This window comes from Nostoc sp. PA-18-2419 (assembly GCF_005869855.1).
Taxonomy (GTDB): Bacteria; Cyanobacteriota; Cyanobacteriia; order Cyanobacteriales; family Nostocaceae; genus Nostoc.
Genome location: NZ_SZNH01000037.1, coordinates 40,967 through 61,439, shown reverse-complemented (window position 1 = coordinate 61,439; position 20,473 = coordinate 40,967). Strand labels below are relative to the sequence as shown.

At 40.6% G+C, this 20,473-nt stretch carries 19 protein-coding genes; 10 read left to right on the top strand and 9 right to left on the bottom strand.

The genetic code is table 11. The features are described from left to right. From FCR06_RS26695 to FCR06_RS26685, 3 genes are all read right to left on the bottom strand, one after another. The coding region (locus FCR06_RS26695) for a helix-turn-helix domain-containing protein (protein ID WP_138505157.1) at window positions 1–234 on the bottom strand (234 nt) is incomplete at its 3' end. 12 nt (window positions 235–246) lie between these two features. Further along, on the bottom strand, window positions 247–477 hold the full coding sequence (locus FCR06_RS26690; protein WP_138505155.1) for a hypothetical protein: 231 nt from the start codon (window positions 475–477) through the stop codon (window positions 247–249). Window positions 478–600: 123 nt separating this feature from the next. Next, window positions 601–2,193, bottom strand: coding sequence for a DGQHR domain-containing protein (locus tag FCR06_RS26685; RefSeq protein WP_138505153.1), 1,593 nt, complete (start codon window positions 2,191–2,193; stop codon window positions 601–603). Window positions 2,194–2,353: 160 nt separating this feature from the next. Here FCR06_RS26685 and dndC point away from each other — a divergent pair, with 160 nt between their 5' ends. Further along, window positions 2,354–3,988 (top strand): DNA phosphorothioation system sulfurtransferase DndC, encoded by a 1,635-nt coding sequence (dndC, locus tag FCR06_RS26680; protein WP_138505151.1) that lies wholly within the window; start codon window positions 2,354–2,356, stop codon window positions 3,986–3,988. On the opposite strand, the gene FCR06_RS26675 is transcribed toward dndC, so the two are convergent. Beyond that, window positions 3,985–4,230, bottom strand: coding sequence for a helix-turn-helix domain-containing protein (locus FCR06_RS26675; RefSeq protein ID WP_138505149.1), 246 nt, complete (start codon window positions 4,228–4,230; stop codon window positions 3,985–3,987). The two genes, dndC and FCR06_RS26675, sit on opposite strands and share 4 nt — an antisense overlap. Window positions 4,231–4,351: 121 nt before the next feature. On the opposite strand from FCR06_RS26675, the gene FCR06_RS26670 reads away from it, so the two are divergent. From FCR06_RS26670 to FCR06_RS26625, 9 genes are all read left to right on the top strand, one after another. Continuing rightward, window positions 4,352–4,606: a hypothetical protein gene (locus tag FCR06_RS26670; RefSeq protein ID WP_138505147.1), complete on the top strand. Its 255-nt coding sequence runs from the start codon at window positions 4,352–4,354 to the stop codon at window positions 4,604–4,606. A gap of 112 nt (window positions 4,607–4,718) precedes the next feature. Further along, window positions 4,719–6,707 (top strand): DNA sulfur modification protein DndD, encoded by a 1,989-nt coding sequence (gene dndD / locus FCR06_RS26665; RefSeq protein WP_138505145.1) that lies wholly within the window; start codon window positions 4,719–4,721, stop codon window positions 6,705–6,707. Between the two features lie 298 nt (window positions 6,708–7,005). Beyond that, window positions 7,006–7,392 carry a DNA sulfur modification protein DndE gene (gene dndE / locus FCR06_RS26655; protein WP_138505143.1) on the top strand — a complete coding sequence of 129 codons (387 nt, stop codon included), beginning with the start codon at window positions 7,006–7,008 and terminating at the stop codon, window positions 7,390–7,392. 63 nt (window positions 7,393–7,455) lie between these two features. Continuing rightward, complete coding sequence (locus tag FCR06_RS26650; protein ID WP_138505141.1) at window positions 7,456–8,913, top strand: DNA phosphorothioation-associated putative methyltransferase; 1,458 nt, start codon at window positions 7,456–7,458, stop codon at window positions 8,911–8,913. Window positions 8,914–9,056: 143 nt separating this feature from the next. Further along, window positions 9,057–10,358, top strand: coding sequence for an AmpG family muropeptide MFS transporter (locus FCR06_RS26645; protein ID WP_138505139.1), 1,302 nt, complete (start codon window positions 9,057–9,059; stop codon window positions 10,356–10,358). Then, window positions 10,343–10,750 (top strand): ABC transporter permease, encoded by a 408-nt coding sequence (locus FCR06_RS26640; RefSeq protein ID WP_138505137.1) that lies wholly within the window; start codon window positions 10,343–10,345, stop codon window positions 10,748–10,750. The genes FCR06_RS26645 and FCR06_RS26640 overlap by 16 nt, the downstream gene beginning before the upstream one ends. Window positions 10,751–11,294: 544 nt before the next feature. Beyond that, a complete protein-coding gene (locus FCR06_RS26635; RefSeq protein ID WP_138505136.1) occupies window positions 11,295–11,486 on the top strand; it encodes a hypothetical protein in 192 nt (63 codons plus the stop codon). Between the two features lie 17 nt (window positions 11,487–11,503). After that, window positions 11,504–12,031 carry a GNAT family N-acetyltransferase gene (locus tag FCR06_RS26630; RefSeq protein WP_138505134.1) on the top strand — a complete coding sequence of 176 codons (528 nt, stop codon included), beginning with the start codon at window positions 11,504–11,506 and terminating at the stop codon, window positions 12,029–12,031. Between the two features lie 172 nt (window positions 12,032–12,203). Beyond that, a complete protein-coding gene (locus FCR06_RS26625) occupies window positions 12,204–12,959 on the top strand; it encodes a HEAT repeat domain-containing protein (RefSeq protein ID WP_138505132.1) in 756 nt (251 codons plus the stop codon). Window positions 12,960–13,113: 154 nt separating this feature from the next. Here the strand turns inward: FCR06_RS26625 and FCR06_RS26620 are convergent, their stop codons facing one another. The 5 genes from FCR06_RS26620 to FCR06_RS26600 all read right to left on the bottom strand — a co-directional run bounded on the left by FCR06_RS26620 (window position 13,114) and on the right by FCR06_RS26600 (window position 19,678). Continuing rightward, entirely contained in the window at window positions 13,114–13,521 is a 408-nt protein-coding gene (locus tag FCR06_RS26620) for a phosphomannose isomerase type II C-terminal cupin domain (RefSeq protein ID WP_138505130.1), read from the bottom strand. Window positions 13,522–13,685: 164 nt separating this feature from the next. Next, on the bottom strand, window positions 13,686–15,026 hold the full coding sequence (locus FCR06_RS26615; RefSeq protein WP_138505128.1) for a PQQ-dependent sugar dehydrogenase: 1,341 nt from the start codon (window positions 15,024–15,026) through the stop codon (window positions 13,686–13,688). A 151-nt stretch (window positions 15,027–15,177) separates the two neighbouring features. Then, window positions 15,178–16,389, bottom strand: a complete 1,212-nt coding sequence (locus FCR06_RS26610; protein WP_138505126.1) for an EAL domain-containing response regulator — start codon at window positions 16,387–16,389, stop codon at window positions 15,178–15,180. Window positions 16,390–16,443: 54 nt separating this feature from the next. Next, window positions 16,444–16,632, bottom strand: a complete 189-nt coding sequence (locus FCR06_RS26605) for a hypothetical protein (protein WP_138505124.1) — start codon at window positions 16,630–16,632, stop codon at window positions 16,444–16,446. 232 nt (window positions 16,633–16,864) lie between these two features. Beyond that, window positions 16,865–19,678 carry a family 10 glycosylhydrolase gene (locus FCR06_RS26600; protein ID WP_138505122.1) on the bottom strand — a complete coding sequence of 938 codons (2,814 nt, stop codon included), beginning with the start codon at window positions 19,676–19,678 and terminating at the stop codon, window positions 16,865–16,867. Window positions 19,679–20,473: the final 795 nt, after the last annotated feature.

The window sequence follows — 20,473 nt, the reverse complement described above, 5'->3', positions numbered from 1 at the left end:
TTCTGATATTTCCCACTCACTAGCAATGTGGAAGTAAGTTCGGTATTCCCGCCAATATTGTAAGCAAACTAAAGCTTGGTCTTCCAAGCTTAACTTGTTTGGATAACCTCGTGTTTGCTTCAAATTAGCTGCATCTTTTAACACCTTAATCATTTCATCAAACGTGCGTTGTTGCACCCCAACCAAACGTTTGAACTGCCGATTCGATAACTTTTTTGTTTGCTCGTATCGCATAAGTAGATTGATTCAAGCGACAAAACCCAATATCATACCATAAAATATTTTTGCAAGAGGTCTACTCTTTACAGTCCGCCGATTTTCGTTGGCTAGTCTGGCATTGGGATCTAGAGGTAAACCTTGAGGCACTTCGCATACAGGGACTGTCAGATTCCAAATTACTCGACTGGACTCTTTGTCCTCTTTGTATGCTTTACAAGCAGCAGTAGCAAAGAAAGGAGCTGTTATTTTTGTAGGCATTTATTTTTCCTGCGCTCTACGGAACGCCTTGCTTATGTTTTATGCCCAACTGGACACTCACAAAATTATACATTTATACTTTGGCTAAATGCTACTACAGAAACGTCATTTTATATACAATCCTTACAGGATAGGTGGAAGTCCTACTTGCTTAAGTTCAACAAACTCGCCATCAAAACCTATTGTTTTATTTTCCACAGTCCTAGCATCCGCTAAAGTCTTACGAAGTTCAGCACGTTCCATCTGTTCCTGAATTCCACCCAGGATGTAAATCAATAGCTTCGCCGCCAAATCTCGTCCAGCAACCTGCACCCGCTTTTTATTTGGGTCATACAAAACCCCATACCAGAGAGATTGGGGATATTCCATACCACTAAAACCACCTTGCTGATCAAACTTCCGCAGTTTCTTAAAAATATCTGCCAGGGAAAAACCTTTTTTAAAAACCAAAATTCCCAAAGCTTGTGCTAATGCAACTTGAGCAACTGGACGAAAAAGCATATTTCCTTCACCTCCATCTTTCTCAAAGCTGAAGCGCCGTAAAGCTGGTGTATCCTCGTGTTCTAAAATCTTATAACTCGAAAGACTAGCCAAATAATCAAATAGCTTGGTAAATTCCTCAATTCCCTGCTCAAGTTCTTCATCCTCTGGACGCATGGGAATTAGACCTTTCTCCAAGGGTTTCCAGTGGGGGAACTTTTGAGCCAAATATCGCTCAGACATATCTTGCAGAGCTTGCAAAGTCGTTAAAACTGTAGAATTGGAAGCTACCGTTACACTATTCCAATTGACGCGGGGATTGCGCTCTTGTCGTTGTTCTAATAGTGGATGTGTAACTGCAATTTTTCTAGCAACGATCGCAAAACCATCATCTTCATTCAACTGTGTTAGCTGACCTTTAGTCAAAGGTGCAGCCATCAGGTTGACATGAACAAAAATCGATCTTACCCTCCGCCTCGCCTGGGTGCGAGTTTCTCCAGCCGCTACCGCACAGATGAACTCAATACCAATTTTTTCCTTGGGTAAATTTTGCAAGTAAGCAAGGTCTACTTGGTACTTTTCTATCAAATCATTTACTGTAATAAAACTGTCATCAGCACCTTTATCTTTTTTATAGCGCTGAAGCTTACGAGTTTTGATTAACTCCATCAACCCTTGTACACCCATTAATCGGTGTTGACCATCTAAGGCATAAATAGTGACATCATCCTCAGAAATATTTAGCAGACCTACTTTACCGTCTTTATCTAGGGGGATGAAATCAGTAGTAGACTTTGTGGCGCGTCCTTCGCTATCCCACTCAGCAGCTTTAGGATTATCCACCCACCCTTGATTAATTACTACCAGTACTGGTAGAAACTTGTGGTTGTGTCTAGCCGCTAAATACTGGACTAGCGGTGCTTGACGTGACCAATCAAGGGGACGCTGCTGAATTTCATCAATACTATCCGCGTCAATTTCGACATTATCAGTCTCTGGATTGTATTTTTTCTGAAACAGAGGTAAGCCAGAGGCAAAGTGAACACGACCTGCAAACCATTCCAATGTAACAGAACTAACATAAGCCTCAGTACCACCCATTTCGGTTTTTTGAACGAGAATCTGATCTTTTCTTCCTAAAAACTTCTCCAGGAGTAAAGCTAGTACTTGTTTTTCCTTATTTTCCCGTTCCATATAATCTCTAGCGATATCAGCAATTGGGTCAGAGTCTTTCATGTTAATTTTTAAAAATTTTGTATAAAATATGAAATTACAATTCGTGTTAAGATTATGGATTTATTAATTTTTTGCCTTAAAGTCTGTACAATACAGTGGCTACCCTGAGAACAATTCAAGGAAGGGTGAAGAATGTCCATGTTTCAATAGGTAAGGAGAAATGGCTACAGCACCACAGCAAGAAGATAAAAATCAGCAAGTACGTACTGTAGCAGAGTTAGTGGACTATATCCAAGCTCTCACCACTGAAATTCAAGAATTATACTGTTTAGATGAGATACCTTGGGTGGTGGGCTATTCGGGTGGAAAAGATAGTACTGCTACCTTACAGCTGATCTGGAATGCGATCGCAGGACTCCCCGAGGAAAAGAGAACTAAAACAATCCATGTTATTACAACTGATACGTTGGTAGAAAACCCTGTAGTCTCTGTTTGGGTACGTAACTCATTAGAACAGATGAAAGTTGCTGCTAAAGAGCAAGAAATGCCAATTGAACCCCATTTGCTTTATCCTGCAATTAAGGATACCTTTTGGGTAAACTTAATTGGGAAAGGCTACCCAGCGCCGCGAAACAGATTTAGATGGTGTACTGAACGCCTTAAAATTCAACCATCCGATAGCTTTATCCGTGCAGTTATTAGGTCTAATGGTGAAGTACTTCTTGTCTTAGGTACACGCAAGGCTGAAAGTACTAAACGTGCTGCTACGATGGCTAAACATAGAGAGTGGCGGGTACGTGATCACATAAATACTAATCCCAACCGACCTAACTCATTGATTTATCTTCCTATCGAAGATTGGCGTACTGATGAAGTTTGGATTTATTTAAATCAGTGGCAAAATTCTTGGGGATATAGCAACAAAGACTTATTCACTATGTATCGAGGTGCGACAGCCGATAATGAATGTCCATTAGTTGTTGATACTTCTACTCCTAGCTGCGGTGATTCACGATTTGGGTGCTGGGTTTGCACAATTGTTAGTAAGGATAAATCGATGGAGGCAATGATCCAAAATAATGAAGAGAAAGAATGGATGCAGCCTCTATTAGATATTCGTAATGAACTAGATATTAAAGAGGACTGGGACAAAAGAGATTTTAGAAGGATTTGGGGAGATGTCCAACTATTTGAACGCAATAAAGATGGGGAAACAACTGTTGTACCAATACCTGGCCCCTATACTAAATATTGGCGGGAACATTGGCTCAGACGGTTATTAGAAGCGCAAACAAAAACCCGTCGCACAGCGCCAGAAAATATGCGCGACATCACCCTAATTACTCTCGAAGAAATGAGCGAAATTCGCCGCATTTGGCTAGAAGACAAACACGAATTTGATGATAGTTTACCCCGCATTTATCAAGAAGTAACTGGCGAAGAATTTCAAGACCCCCGTCCTGGTGCTGACCTTAGCTTATTAGGTAGCGATGAATGGGCTGTATTAGAAGAAATCTGTGAAGGTGACGCGATGCACTTGGAACTTATGGCGAAATTGTTAGACACAGAACGCCAATTTCGTAAAATGTCGCGGCGCGTGGGAATCTACGACACATTAGAAAAATGCTTTATTACTAGTTCGCGTTCTAAAGATGAAGCGGTGAAAAATGCTCATTTGAAACGGGATTTAAAAACAGCAGCTGAACAAGGTGATATTGAAAAAGTTAAGCAGCTAACTTTAGCAGATTTTGTCGTTACAAATGCACAAGCTGACGTAACCAATACTACACAATCTGCTGATGAGGCTAAGACTTGGGCAAATATAAAATTTAAAAATAGAGAGACGAAGCTTTAAGTTTGCTGTTCATCTTTGTCAGCATCTCCCAAGTACAGCCTGATAAACTCTTCTGCTGCGGCTGGATTAATTTTCTTCAGTGCATCTCGAATTTCTAGCAGCGTCTCAGCAACAGGATCTCTAATCTCGTTTACCCATCGGTGAACATTTGGTCGTCCTGTTCCTATCGTTACTGCTAACTTGTTTTGGCTAATACCGTAGATTTCCAACACCTGTTTCAGCGCTTTTCCTGCTTTTCCCATGCCTTTGATTGTGTCAAAGGCACATAACCAAGTAAATGTTACCTATTGGTAACTAAAAGTGTAAGATAGTTATGTTACCTAATGGTAACAGAGTATCTCACCAACAATCAGGTAAATCTCAATGACTAAAAGCTTTTTGGCAGATACCTTTCCAACTACCTCGCCACTTGTTTGTGCCAACGAATCTCAGGAAACAACACCAAGGAGAGAGTCTGTAAAAATAGTAATTTATGGTTCTAAAACAGGTGTTAACAACACAATTTTCACCCTTCACAAGTTGGGTTTTGCTCAAGTTAATGAATGGAGTCCTTTATTACCTAGTCCCAACCCTGGAGAAGTGATGAGTATCTTAACTAAGCACATTATGACAACGTGACTGTAATTCGACTAGTAAAAAATATGGTAGGGTGGGCAATGCACACCCTATAAAAATAACGGGATAATATTGGGTGAATTTCATTGGCCATATATTTTATTCTTAAATATCAATGATATTTCTTGAACTTGTACTACAAAACTTTGGCCCTTACTCTGGAAGACAAGTAATCAATCTTGACCCAAGAAAAGATGAAAATCCGCGCCCAATTATCCTTTTAGGTGGGATGAATGGTGGGGGAAAAACTACACTGATGGATGCTATTCGTCTAGCTCTTTATGGTCATCGTGCTCAATGTTCTACCCGTGGGAATTTGAGTTATAGCGATTTTCTGAACCAATGTGTTAATAGTAAAGCTAACCCTGCTGACAAAACCCGGATTGAATTAGTTTTTGAACACATTGAAGATGATAAACCAGTAAAATATCGGATTGTCAGAACTTGGGCAAAAAATCCTAAAGATGGTAAAGATTCTTTGGGAATTTTAGGCGATGATGATACTTGGCCTGTTGAATCTTTGGTGAATACTTGGGATGACTATATAGAAAATCTACTGCCATTAGGAATTTCTAATTTATTTCTTTTCGATGGTGAACAAGTAAGAAATCTTGCAGAACAGGAATCACCACCACTAATTGTAATTGAAGCTATTCGCGGACTTTTAGGACTAGAATTATCTGACCGATTAGCAGTTGATTTGGAGATTTTAGTCAACCGCAAACGTAAAGAAATGGCTGATACTAAAGATTTAGCTAATATAGAAGAAATTGAAAAAAGGTTAACGCAGCAGCAAGAAGATTATTTAGTTAGAGAAGAGAAATTAGCCCATTTAAAAAGTCAACTTGAAGAATTAGAAACCATACAGCGAGAAGTTTTAGATAAATTTGTTTCGGAAGGGGGTAAAATCGCTGCTGAACGCAATCAACTAGAACAACAACAAAAAGAGAAAACTGCCGCAGCAGAAAACATTCGGCAGTCAATGTGTGAATTAGCTGCTGATGTGCTACCTTTAGAGCTAATTTCTAATTTACTGAATCAGGTACAAGCACAGGGAGCAAATGAATTTCGCTATCAACAGGTACAGTTAGCTAGAGATGTTTTACTTGAACGAGACAAACGGTTACTCAACTGGCTAAGTGAATTAGCGATCGCTTCTGATAAAGTTGATAAAATTAACTCTTTTTTAGCTAAAGATATTGATAGCTTATATACAGCCAACTCCCAATCAGAATCACCTTGGTTATTAGCTGATGAGGAAAGTTTGAGTCAATTAGATAATGTAAGATATTATTTGCAAAATGCTTTAAATACTACCAAAGAAAAATTAAATGTTCTCAAAATTTTAGAAGAAGAAATTATCAATTTAGCAAGACAAGTGCAAACAGCAGCAGAACCAGAAACCTATAAAAAGCTGCGCGAAGCTGTGGAAGAAGCACAAAATAAAGTTTCTGAAGCTAAAGTAAATTATGAGATAACTCGCCAGAAGTTAGCTGAGTTAGCAACTGCACTTGACAAGACCAAAAAAGAATTACAAGAATATACTGTAGAAAATATTGAACGTAAAAATAAAGATCATATTATTACCTCAGTGGCGAAAGTTCAAGAAACGCTCAAGATTTTCCGGGAAAAATTAACCTTAAGAAAGCTTAATAAATTAGAGGAAGAAGTTAAAAATTGCTTCCTTTATCTCCTCCACAAATCAGATTTAGTGCATCGCATCGCCATTGATAGCAATACTTTTGGACTTCACTTGTACGATTTCAATGGTAAACCAGTCCCTAAACATCGCCTCTCGGCGGGCGAAAAACAACTACTAGCGATCGCCTTCCTCTGGGGTTTAGCCAAAATCTCTGGACACCGATTACCAGTAGCAATCGATACGCCACTAGGTAGACTAGACTCTTCCCACCGCAGTAACTTAGTTGAACGTTATTTTCCATCTGCTAGTCACCAAGTAATTTTGTTATCTACCGACACCGAGATTGGAAAGAAAGAAGTTGAAGCACTGCGAGAAAACGAAGCGATCGCCCGCGAATACCTACTCAAATACGACTCCTCCAGCCGTCAAACAACAGTCATAAAAAACCAATATTTTTGGTAGTAGATATCGTCTAAAAAAGATATTTACAATATATTTAACAACCATTGAAAAGTAAATAAGCAATCATGAACTCACCACATTTACTAAAAATAGAGCGTGACCTACGTGGTTTGTCATTATAAGAATTAGAATGGATATTAAAAATTATTACAAGAAAAGTGCAAGAAAAGAAGCAAATTATAGATAAATTTATTAATGTCAAATATATGAATGAACAATTAGCTTTAACGGCTAGTGATTTAGATATCAAAACAGAAATTATCTCTATAAATAATGAATAAAAATTTTTAGGAAGATTATGGAATTCCCCATCGAAAGAATAAAACTATCCCAAACAGCCAAAGACCAACTTACCAAACTCAGACGCAGCACCAAAATCGACCAATGGAATATCCTATGTCGTTGGGCATTTTGTCGTTCCCTAGCAGAAGTAACCGCACCCTCACCTGTCCCAATTCCCCAGGATAGCAACGTCGAAATGACTTGGCGCGTCTTTGGCGGCGAAATGTCTGATATTCTCCTCCTCGCCCTCAAGCAACGCTGTCACAACGACGGTTATCCCACCGATAAAGAAACCCTCGCCACCCAATTTCGCTTACATTTGCATCGCGGTATTGGCTATTTAGCAGGCGATCCAAATATCAAGAAAATTGAAGATTTAATTGAACTGGCCATTAAACCTTGAAAGAATATTAGCTGCTGGGTGTCTTAATTACGAATTACGAATTACGAATTACGAATTAGTATTATGCCTGAAGCGCTAGAAATCGAGCGTCATAGAGCTGCGATCGCTCGTACTGATTTATCTCGCCCCGTGCGATTGGCAATAGAATGGGCAATCCTGAATCAAGATACCACTTTTTTTGATTACGGTTGCGGCTATGGTGGTGATGTCCAGCGAGTAAAGAACTTAGGCTATACCAGTGCAGGCTGGGACCCTTACTACCATCCTGATGTACCACGTACCAGAGCCGATGTGGTCAATTTGGGTTACGTCCTCAACGTCATTGAAGACTCAGAAGAACGCCGTCAAAGCCTCCGCCAAGCCTGGGAACTCACCGGGAAAGTTTTAATTGTCGCGGCTCAAATTCTGATTAACGCTCCCAGCAAAACCCAACTTGCTTACAATGATGGCATTGTGACGCGCCGCAATACTTTTCAGAAATATTACCAACAAGAAGAACTCAAAACTTATATTGATGAGGTGCTAAATGTCGATGCAGTACCGATAGCACTAGGTGTCTACTTTGTTTTTCGAGATGAAGCTGAAAAAGAAAGTTACAAAGCTATCCGCTTCTTTTCTGCAACTTCTACACCGCGAGTCCGCATCCCCATTAAGCGGTTTGAAGACTATCAAGAACAACTGCAACCATTAATGGCTTTTTTTACCAAACGCGGTAGACTACCTGCCAAAGGCGAATTGGAAAATGAACAGGAATTACTAAGCGAATTTGGTAACTTTCGCCGCGCCTTTGGGGTAGTTTTACAAGCTACCGACGAAGCAGAATGGGATGCGATCGCTTACCGTCGTTCTCTCGATATCCAAGTTTATCTCGCTCTCACCCACTTTGATAAACGTCCTGCATGGCAAAAGCTAGCGCCAGAAATGCGTCACGATATTAAAGCCTTTTTTAGTAGCTATGAAGAAGCTTGTCAAGTAGCTGACCAAAAGCTTTTCAGCTTAGGCAAATCTGGGGTGATTCAAACTGCTTGCGAAAAAAGCAAAATTGGTAAACATACGCGCGCTGCCCTCTACGTTCATGTTTCGGCACTTGCTGCACTTGACCCCATACTCCGAATTTGTGAAGGCTGCGCTAGCCGTACCATTGGGCGTGTCGATGAAGCCACATTAATCAAATATCACACAGATAAGCCGCAAATATCCTATCTGTCTTACCCGAAATTCGACACCGATCCGCATCCAGCATTAAAAGCCAGTATCAGTATTGATTTAAAAACCCTCTTTATAACTCATCGAGACTACGAAAATAGGGCAAATCCGCCAATTTTACACCGTAAGGAAACATTTGTTACCAGCAACTACCCATGCTATGAAGAATTTGCTAAACTCACCCAACAAGAACAAGAATTAGGGCTGCTCAAAGACAAAAGCGACATTGGCACTCGTGAGGGTTGGGAAAAATGCCTTGCTGCCCACGGGGTAGAAATCAGGGCACATCAGGTTTATTCAATTAAGGAAAATTAAGGAATAATCACACTGTTAAAGTATTGCTGATATGTATTTTAAATAAAGTAAATCTTAGCAGATTTGTGTGCTTACAGGAAATTAGATAGTAGTTATGGCAAGATAACTCCAATTCAATTAAATAAAAAGGAATCTTCAAGATTGTGCAAGTAAATAATTCGCTGCTACAAATTTTTGGCAGCCCGAAGATGGGAGCTTTATTATTTCTAGGCTTTTCATCAGGGTTGCCGTTATATTTAACCAGTCAAACATTACAAGCATGGTTGACTAAAGAAGGAATCAGCTTGGCAGCGATCGCCGCTTTTAGTTTAGTCAAGCTGCCTTATTCTTTAAAATTTCTCTGGTCGCCTTTATTAGATAGATTTGTACCGCCTTTTTTGGGGCGGCGTCGAGGTTGGCTGGTAATTACACAAGTAGCATTACTATTAAGTATAGCTGTCATGGCTCTACAACACCCATCCCAAGGGCTACAACCTTTAATAATTGCTACTGTGGCCGTTGCCTTTTTGAGCGCTAGCCAAGACATTTTAGTTGATGCTTACCGCACTGATGTAGTGGAAGTAGAAGAAACAGGTGCTGGAGCATCTATTTACTTATTGGGTTATCGCATTGCCATTCTTGTAACCGGTTATGTCACCCTATTTTTGGCAGACAGAATGCCTTGGCAAGCTGTTTACTTGTTGATGTCGCTGTTGATGCTCGTAGGACTAATAACTTCTATTTTTGCACCAGAACCAGCTCAACGCGATCGTCCGCCTCAGACTTTATCTGCCGCAGTTAAATTACCTTTTATTGAATTTTTTCAGCGTCATGGCTGGCTACAAGGACTTTTAATCCTGATATTCATTGTAATCTACAAGTTGGGGGACTCTTTACTAAAGAATGTATCTACCCCATTTTTGTTAGATAAAGGTTTACATTTCACTCAAACCGATATCGCATTTCCTGGTGCATTAGGAATTTTCGCCACTATTGTTGGCACTTTGGCAGCAGGAGCAGTCATGACCAAAATTGGTGTTAATCGATCGCTCTGGATATTCGCCATCATGCAAGCTCTTGGTAACTTGGCTTTCTTTGCGTTAGCAGTAGTAGGTAAAAACTTTTATCTAATGTTAGCTGCCGTTAATATAGAACAATTCTGTGCAGGTTTAGAAACAGCTGCTTTTGTCGCATTTTTGATGAGTCTTTGTAACCAAAGCTTTTCAGCTACACAGTACGCCTTGCTTTCCAGTTTACAGGCTTTTAGTAGAGATATTCTCACGGCTCCAGCAGGTACATGGGCACAAACTACGGGCTGGTCTATATTCTTTCTACTGACAGCGATAGCTGCTTTACCGGGATTATTATTATTGCCATTCTTTGCACCTTGGAATCCGAAGCCAGTGGTAGTATTATCCAGACCAGGATTAGAGAATGAAGACGAGGATATATGGGGAATCAAGTAGTTATTGCTGTCGGCACATTTATTCTCTTACTCACTGGTTTATTACTTGGGTATGTTCTCTCACAGTTAGTTCTGGGATTTCTAGCATTTAACCTCCTAACTTTTTTGGGAACACTCAGCCTAATTTTAATTTTTGGCACACTGTATTACGTTTTATTTTGGCAATTGCGGAGAGAGCAGTCTCGCCCATCATTATCACCTAATCGCACAATACCAAACCAACCACAAGAGGATGTATCTGATAGCTATCTCAAAAACAGGTTAATTGCGAGGTTATCTGGTGATACCGCTGCTGCCGAAAGGTTAATTGAACAGGCAAAACAGACTTATCCAGGGATGCCAGAAAATTGGTATTGCGAGAGAGTGCTTGATGACCTAGAGCGCGGACAATAGTAGTGGGGACTGGAAAGATGGGGAGATTGGAAGCAGAAAAGCACAGGGAGATGAGGGGATAGGGAGATGGCGACAAAGAAAATAATTCCTAACCGGAGCTTTCGGAGTCTCCGGTGAGGCTCAACACTCAACAGTCATCAGTCAACATTTCCAAAGTTAACAGTCATACCATTTTCCAAAAATAATCATACAGATCCAAACTCAGGAACCGAGATTAAATCAGACTTTCTTAATTACGAATTACTGTCTTCGAAGCGGTAGCGATAGCGAAGCGTTAGCGACGGAGGAGCGTCGGAACGAGCGTCATTACGAATTGGTATCACTATTCCCAATGCCCCATTCCCCATATCTAGAAAATCGCTAAAATAAACCAAGAATACTTTACAAATCTTCAGCTAGGTTCTCATAAAAGCTGTTAACTAAGTAGAATAGTCTGGAAAAACAAAACTATGTTAAGAAAAATTAAATAGACTTAAACCCTCTTCCCTCCTGCCTCATCCCAACGATAAATATTCACACCGACCTACTTATCTGCAATTAAAATATGGCTATTTTCCGTCAATACATTGCCCCACTGCTTGTAGTTTTGGTATTTGTGTTTGCTCTAGTAGCAGTCAGCGCTCGGATCTTTTTACCCTCCGATATGGCAGCACCAGCACCAATTGAAGAGGTGGGCATAAATTCTCAACCTACTGCTAGTGATATACCACCAGCAGTACAAAACTCAGCTAACTAAGTCAATCAACGTCACAAGTGTCTGAGCAATTACTAACTGGGTATTTTATTCGCCGTGGCTCAACTTTGGATCGGGCGCTGCTGCTGAAATTTATGCAGCGGACTTACCAAGATATTTTTCCTAATCAGGATTTTTCCCACTTAGAACAAACAGTTAGGCAATACTTCTCCAGTGACACCCCCTTGTGGTGGGTAGATGAAGATCAGGAGCAGGGGAGATGGGGAGCAGGGGAAGTAAATTCTTCCTCATCTCCCTCATTTCCCCATTCCCCCATCGCCTGCGTCTGGGTAGGCAATGCTATAGATCAAGTACAGGGTAACCGTCATGCTCATATATTTGTCCTCTATGTTGCACCAGAATATCGGCGGCGAGGTATTGGTACGGCCTTGATGCAATATGTGGAAAATTGGGCTATTCAAAGGGGCGATCGCCAAATCGGCTTACAAGTTTTTCAATCAAACAAGCCTGCATTAAATCTTTACGATCGGTTAGGTTATCAAACCCAATCGCTATGGATGGTAAAATTCCTGAGTGCAGAAAAATAAATTAGAGAATAGCGATAAAATACTTTAGCGTCTTTTGTTATGGCGGTTCTCGTTTGGATCGAAGTCAACGACGGACAAGGGATGTACAATAACGCAACTGATATATATAAGGCATTAACTGATTGGCGCGGGGGATTATATCTTAATCCCCAAAAGGGATTGAAATGAAATTATGTATGACGAAGACGATCTAAGCCTACTTGATACACAGGAGCTAGAAAGCCCCTTAGATAAGATAGAGCCGCTAACTGCTTCCTCAGAAGTGCCCAAGCCCGATCCAGAAGTAATGTTAGCCCTGCTAAATAATCCCCAGCCCCAGCAACGAATGTTAGCGGCGCGTGCTTTTTGCGATCTTGAAGATGCTCGCGCTACTCCCCATCTGATTCGTTTGTTAACTGATACCTGTCCTTTAATTCGGGTGAGTGCAGCTTATGGCATCGGACGCAATCCGAGTTCTGAGGCGGTAAGTCCGTTAATCGCTCAATTGGAGCGGGATTGGAATGGCTATGTGCGTAAAGGCATTGTTTGGGCTTTAGGAAACTGTCGCGATCGCCGTTCTTTAGCACCCCTAGCAGATGCCTTAAGAACTGACATTTCCGCAGTGCGTTTGTGGGCTGCTAGTGCCTTAGCACAAATGGCACAAGTGAGTTATGAAGCAATTATTGGGGCAATACCGCCATTAATAGAAGCTTTAGTCCAAGATCCAGTTGCAGCAGTACGGAGCAACTGCGCTTGGGCAATTGGTCAACTGTGCCGCGAACTGCCTTCTAACGTAGTTTATGCTACAGCGATCGATGCTCTAATTCAAGCTTTTGCCGAAGACCAAGATTTGGGAGTACGGGAAGACGCCAAAGCCTCACTCTTAGGAGTAGGCGATCCCCGTGGCTTGCAGTTGATTGAAACTCTTGAACAAGAAGGGTGGTTTTGATTTGGCCATAAGCCAAACAAGGAGTGTTACAGGAGTGGTCGGGATGGGAAACTTTTTTATAATCTCCCTATACTCCCTACACTCCGTCATTTCCCTGTTGGTGAGCGTTTGCGTACCGTCTCGTAGAGAAGTCGAACCACATCCCCCTCATTCTTTAGTCACTATCACCTACAGACTTAATCAAATTTAGATCGTAGGGGCGTTCTGTGTCGTCCTCACCCAAATATTCACCATTTTGAATTTCCAAAATCACTAACGGAATATGACCTGGATTTTCTACCTTATGCAGTGTTGCAGCAGGAACATAAGTTGACTGGTTGCGATTTAGTAGTGTTTCCTGGTCTCCACAAGTTACTTTTGCTACACCTGAAACTACAACCCAATGTTCATTACGATGATAATGAATTTGCGGTTTAATGCTGTGCCTGGGCTTAATTTCAATGCGACTAATTCTATAGGTTTTTCCTTCCTCAATCACCTCCACATTACCCCAATATCGCGTACCTGAATGTGAAGACGCTTCATTAATATTTGATTGAGTATTATTTTCATTCATAGCCATAACTAATTTCTCAACTCAATGATTATTAATATTTTTCAAAAATCTACCGTAAAGAAGATGAAAGTGGATAAGCAGATGGTCACTATATTTCTGTTGATTTGTAACTGTTGTAAATTTACCCCAGTTAGTTCATTTGCCGACTGAAATTTGGAATTTAGAATTGTTCACTCTCCTGTATACTGAATCCGATAAATCCGGTTATTGGCTTCTTCTGTGACTAATAGACTGCCGTCTGGCAACACAACTAAACCCACGGGTCGTCCCCAAGTAGTTGGTACAGAAGGATTGAGCAAAAATCCGGTCAGAAAATCTTCATAGTAGCCTTGGGGTCGTCCTTTTGCATCAAAGGGAACAAACACAACTTTGTAACCAGTACCGCGATCGCGGTTCCAAGAACCACGAAAAGCAGCAAAAGCACCGTTACGATATTTTTGGGGAAATGTTTTACCATCATAAAACTGCAAACCCAATGCTGCCGAGTGGGCTTGAAAAAGCACATCAGGCGTTTTAGTACGGGCTGCTAAGTCGGGGCGTTTACTTTGGTCTTTATTTTTTTGACGCGGATCGAGGTTTTTTGGCGTCAGGTAAGCATAAGGCCAGCCATAGAATTCTCCCTGTCGAATGCGTGTAAAATAATCTGGCACCAAATCATCACCGATTCCATCCCGTTCGTTGACAGTAGTGTAAAGTTCTTTAGTTACAGGATGAAAGTCTAAACCAACAGGATTACGCAAACCAGAAGCGAAGGTCTTTTGCTGGGAACCATCCAAATTCATTACCTGCACCGAAGCCCGTGGTGAGGATTCTTCAGCCACGTTGGTTCCCGAACCAATTGAAACATATAATTTATTTCCATTAGGTGAGACAACAACATTACGCGTCCAATGATTGTTATAACCTTGAGCGGGTAAGTCAGCAATTTTTTGTCCCTTGCCTGTAATCCGGTTTTGATTTGGAGTATAGGGAAAACGTAACACAGCATCTGTGTTCCCAAGAAAGAAGGAATCACCTGCAAAAGCCATGCCAAAGGGTCGATTGAGTCCGTTGTCCCTATTAGCAAAGGTTTCTTTAACATCGGCTACACCGTCGCCGTTGCTGTCACGCAATAAACGAATGCGGTTTTGCCCAGTTTCAGTGACCAGTACATCACCACTGGGGGTCAAAGCAAGCCACCGTGGAGCATCTAGACCTTCGGCAAAAACGTTAACTGTAAACCCTGGTGGTACGCGTAGCACTGGGTCTTGCGGAATTGGTACAACGTCAGGTCGCTTGGAGGCACTTTCTGTTGCGAAAGGTGCTGGTAAGTTCTTAAGATTGATTCGGATAGGTTTAGGTGAAAATACTTCAGTCCGGATAGTATTTTTCGACTGTGTAGGATTTTGTGCTAGTTCTGCATTAGGTACAGATGTTTGCGGTGGAAAATTATCTGAGTCAGCGCGAGTCTGGTTACATGCTACTAAGGTGAGTAAAAAAACTGGCAGCAAGAAACGCGCAGGAGCTTTCATGGCAGTAAACACTAGACATAATTTTCTAATTTAGACTTGCGACTCAAGAATTGTCGCCAGTCTAAAGTCCGATTTTTATTAGAAATATTAGGGAGTAAGGAGTAAAAAATAAATATTTAGGCATACTTTACTCAGTCCTCAATCCCACTCTTTATACATATAAACATTTATTGGTCAACAAAAAATTTTCAAATTCGGCTGCTGGTAACGGACGACTAAATAAAAAACCTTGCATAAAATTACACTTGTGTTGGCGCAAAAAAGCTAGTTCTGCTTCTGTCTCTACACCTTCAGCAACTACATTTAGGTTGAGGTTATGAGCCATTTGAATTAATGCCTTGGTAATCGCTGATTTTTGAGGATCAGTGGCAACATTATGGATAAAATAACGGTCGATTTTTAAAGTATTAATTGGTAAACTTTTCAGATAAATTAGAGAAGAATAACCTGTGCCAAAATCATCTATCGCTATTTTTACACCCAAAGTTCGTAATTTGTTCATAGTAGCAACTGCACTATTTACATCTTGCAGAATCATGCTTTCTGTAATTTCTAATTCTAGACACTCTGCTTGCAAATCATTGGTTTCAATAAAATTAATTATCTCTTGAATAAAATTTTTTTGATTAAATTCAATAACTGATAAATTTACAGCAATATTTAATGAGTAAATTCCCAGATTACGCCAATTTTTAATTTGTTCACAAACTCTTTTTAATACCCATTTACCAATCGGAATAATTAAACCTGTAGACTCAGCTAAGGGAATAAATTCTGTAGGATAAATTATTCCCAATTCTGGACTTTGCCAGCGCAACAAACTTTCAGCAGCTACTATTTTTCCAGAAGCAATATCCACTATTGGTTGATAATAAATCTCAAACTCTTGAAATTTTTTTTGTTTAATTGTCTGATGTAAGCTAATTTGTAATAACTGCATTTTCGGAGACAAGTTGTCAATTGCAGTTAGCAAAGAAAAATATCTTTTTAAAGTAGTATGCTTTTCCAATCTGTTCATGATGGCACTTAATAACTCAGTCCGAGTGAATGGCTTAGTTATATAGTCGTCTGCACCCATATCCATGCCTCGACGAAAGTCTGATTTGGCAGATTTAGCAGTAAGAAAAATGAAGGGAATTGTTGCTGTCATTGCGTCTTGACGTAATGCTGTTAGCACGCCATAACCGTCAAGTTCTGGCATCATCATGTCACACAAAATTAAATCGGGAACTTCAGAAATAGCTAAATGTACCCCGATTTTGCCATTGGCAGCACCAAGAGTTTCAAAATCTTCAGCTTCTAATAAATCTAAAATATTTTCTCTAACTGATTCTTCATCTTCAATTATTAAAATTTTTGGCATAATTAACCTCTATTTATATTTGATTATTTAATGATATAATCACAGAAAATTTAGTCAACCGAACCCATAAGCTGTACAAGATCGTGCTTTGTCAAGTACTCGACTAACTGCGAACAAGAGCCTACCAAGACACTTTTGCTCTGTGTTGCCATCAAAGCGATCGCATCTGATAATCATTAGCAGCAAACAGTCAATTATTGACTCTAAGCTTTCTAGTCCGACAAACTGAGATAAAGCTTGCATAGATTATTACTATAGCTATTATCAAACGATAGTTATCTAAAGCCGCTCACTTAGTATTTTCTAATATTTTGACGTTAAATAATTAGTAATCTTTGAAGTATAAACACTGGAAAAGTAGTGAAGAAATACAAAGTAGTTTCTACTTAGTTGTGAATTGAGCATGGAATTCATCGGCTCTAAGGGTGCAGAGGAGAAAACTTTTCTCCCCCACTCTTAAGTTTTCTCATTGCTACTAACGCAACTCTATCCGCCTTTCGCCGTAACGCAATAGCCTTTCTATAGTTGCAAGACGATTTTCCCAGACTTTGACTTGATAAAAATTTGACTTGAGTTGTTGCTTCATCAATACTCGAAATTGAGACTCAAAGCGAGTCAAGGAGGCTTTCGCTACTAGTAGTTTACTACCAGAAGGCGCGGTGGCAAGCTGATTTAAAGCAATACGTAAAACTTCTGCTTGGTTGTTAAAATCTGAAATCGTTTGAGCAGGCATTGGTAGTCCATCGTTTTGCAAAACAAATTTCCATTCCCGTTGTAGCGCTGCATAACGAATTGCAGCACTTTGAAAAGGCTGACGCTCAGGAATAGGTTCATTTGCTGTAGATTGAACTCTACCTTGGGTGCTAATAAAAAGTTTTTCTAGCTCGTTGTTAAAATTATCTGCGGCAAAGAGTGCATAACCGCTAACCGGCAAATCTCTGACTAATTGGAGTTGGTCGAATGCCCCAATTGTTGGCAAAGAAAGTAAGCGAATTCCTGGTACTAATAAGGTGGCTCCTAATTGTTTAGAGGCAATCCAAGGTTGAGCCAGTCGTTGAAAGCGCGATGTATCCAAAGCATAAGTCATGGGAACGATTAAATCTACATCCCCTCGCCTTGCCCAAGTTTCCCAGTTTTGTTGAATTTTTTGAATCCGCTCCATTTGTGGTAGCGGAAAGACTGCAACCGATAAAATTAAATTTGCTCGCTTTTGTCGCAACTGCTGTGATACTTGAGCAACAAAGCTATCAACTTGTTCGGTACGAAATGTTGTCCATTTTTGCCACAGTTCTGGCTGGCTGGGAGAAATACTTACTGGATCTACACCAGTTAGTTGCTGAAACTGCACTCTTGCAGCTTTACCATAACCGTAGGTTCGACCTGCAAGTGGGTCTTGGAAGGGATAACGAATGTAATCTAGCTGTAGGCCATCCACATCATAGCGAGTGACGATTTCTGTGTAGAGTTTGAGCAAATACTGGCGCACTTCCGGGTTAGCTGGGTCTAAGAATGGCTTAGTCTGACCAATAGGAATCATGTTGCCCAGGTTATCGTAGTTTGCCCAATCGGGATGAACTGCCAGTACTGGCCCTGGGTAATTAAGATTAACGTTGATAATCTCATTGTGACGTTGGTTACCAGCCGCAAAAGTCCAAACCCAAGCGTGTAATTCCATATTCCGCTCATGGGCTAGTTTGACTGCATCTGCTAAAGGGTCCCAACCGCGAATMAATGGGTTTTGTTCTTTGGCAACTTGGCTAGGATAAATTGTATAGCCAGCATTCACAGTTTCAAAAAAGACAGTATTAATCCCGGTTGCTGCCAGTCGGTCAAAAACCTGAGCTAGTCCTGCCTTACTACCAGCCCGGACAATCGTCCCTCGGTCTAACCAAATAGCCCGGATTTCTGGCTGAGCTAGCCTTCGATCTACAGGAAACTGCTGCCACAAAATTTTCTTTGCAACTAGCCACTGCTGACGAGCCAAAGCGTAGTTTTTTTGGGCAATCAATTGGGGTAAGTTTTTAACAATTACTTTCGCCTGTGCTAAGGCTTGCTCTTTGCTGTTAACTAATGCCCCTGGTCTGGTAGAAGCTAATTGTGTTTCCTGTTTGACAGACTGGACATCTACACTCCCCAAATCTCCAGAAACTTCTCCAAGATTAGCAGCATTAGCTGAGACTGCCGCTAAATTGGCGCTTTCTACCCGACCAATCAGATTTTCTAACTCCTGCTGGAGAGCGATCGCTTCGTTTTGATTAATCGGCTCATTCGAGTTGGGTACAATATCTAGACGCACTGCTTGTTCTAATTGGTCAATGGCCTCTTGGGAAGTTGGCGGTTTAACTACAGGAAGCGGCCTCGGTTGGGGAGCAGTGGCAGTTTTTGGAGGAATGGGGGACGGAGATGAGGCAGATGAGAAAGATGAACTGCCCCTCTGCCCCTCTCTCCCCCCTATCCCCAGAGGGGACCCCGAGTCCCCCCTGCCCCCCTGCCCCCCTACTGCCGCCACAGTGGTAGAGCAGGTTTGAGAAGCTCCTTCTATTTTTTTCATCCGATTTGATGGTGCTAGTGCCATCAAATAGTAATTGACGCTAGATTTTAACCAAGCACTATCTAACTCTGCTGCTGAGGCTGTATTTGTTCCCCAGCGCCAGCCCAAAAATGTGGAACGTTCGGTTGTAACTACTGCCGCAGGATTATCTTGGGAATTCCAAGTGGCAGGAGATTGAGCGCCCACATCATTGGGAATTACAACACCACCACGCACTTTGCCAAAGAGTTCAGCTTGATTTGTCCATCCTGGGATTTTGGTTTTTGCAGGTTTGATTTCTTGTGTATCACTGAGGCTAAATCCCCAGTAACCTCCCAAGAGCGATCGCAATAACTGGCGCACTCCTGGAGCTGACAAACTACCCATCGGGCCGGTAGCAATTAAGCGCCCTCCCTTACTCATCCATTCTTCTAGGGCAATCGCTTGGGTTGGGTTTAATGTCTCTAGATTTGGCAAAAATAATATCCGGCGATCGCCCCAATCCGCCACATTTCTGACATTATCTAGAGGAATTACACAATATTTCACCCCAGCTGTTTGTAGGCGATCGGTTATCCCTGTCCATTGATTTGCATTTTCTTGGCTATACACTACGCTCAATACAGGTTCTTCTGTTACCGCCTTTACTGGTAAAATACTAAATAAATTTAAAATTAAAATTTCTAACCCAAAAATCAATAGTTTTCTAGTTTTTTTTATTTCTAATTTTAGATATTTTCGGTTTTGCTGATGCTTCACCCTTTACTCCTTACTTAATAATTAATTTATTTATTAATCATAATTCATTCAAGACATAATAGACTATTAGTAAAGCTACTTAGCGAATCTGGCTAATTAATCTAGTGGCTCAATCATCATCAAAAATGCCAAGCTAGATATTCAAATTTTCACAGGCGATTACACATAAATAGTCAGCTATTGCATTGTAAATTTAATTCTGTTCTTAACTAACTGTTTATAATTATTTTCATTTATAAATTCTCATAGGTGCTTGTGTAATTGCAGATAATTTTCACTAAACTCTAAAATTAAGAATGTTATTTTTGTTAGAGTTATTTGCTTTTGTTCGTTGGAATTTAAAAAAGTAATAAGTAGCTAAACCTTGAAAAACGTCAGATATAATCTTTGCGATTACTTAGCTACCCTTCTCTTCTCTACCTTGGGCTGCGCCAACGAGACAGTACGCCCAGCCTTGCTTAACAGTAGGGGTACGGGAAGCCGCTTCTCTACACTCCGTTTTTCTCGTAATGACATTTTACAGTTTAATTAGGTTGAGCTACTTACTATTACTACCTGGAACGATACCAAATAGAGAGTTAATACTTTGAATAATTACCTGCTAAAGTAAAGCTTTTTGTCGTTATTTTAACACTCAGAAAAAACAGTATTTAATTAATAAAAATAAAAAAATTATACAAATATTTAAAGGTAACTAATGGCAATCGCCACAGCTAAACTTCCAATAATTTTTAATCGATATTTCCAGTGATTATTGGGTAGTGAGAATACAATCAACTGAAAATTTACAACTCC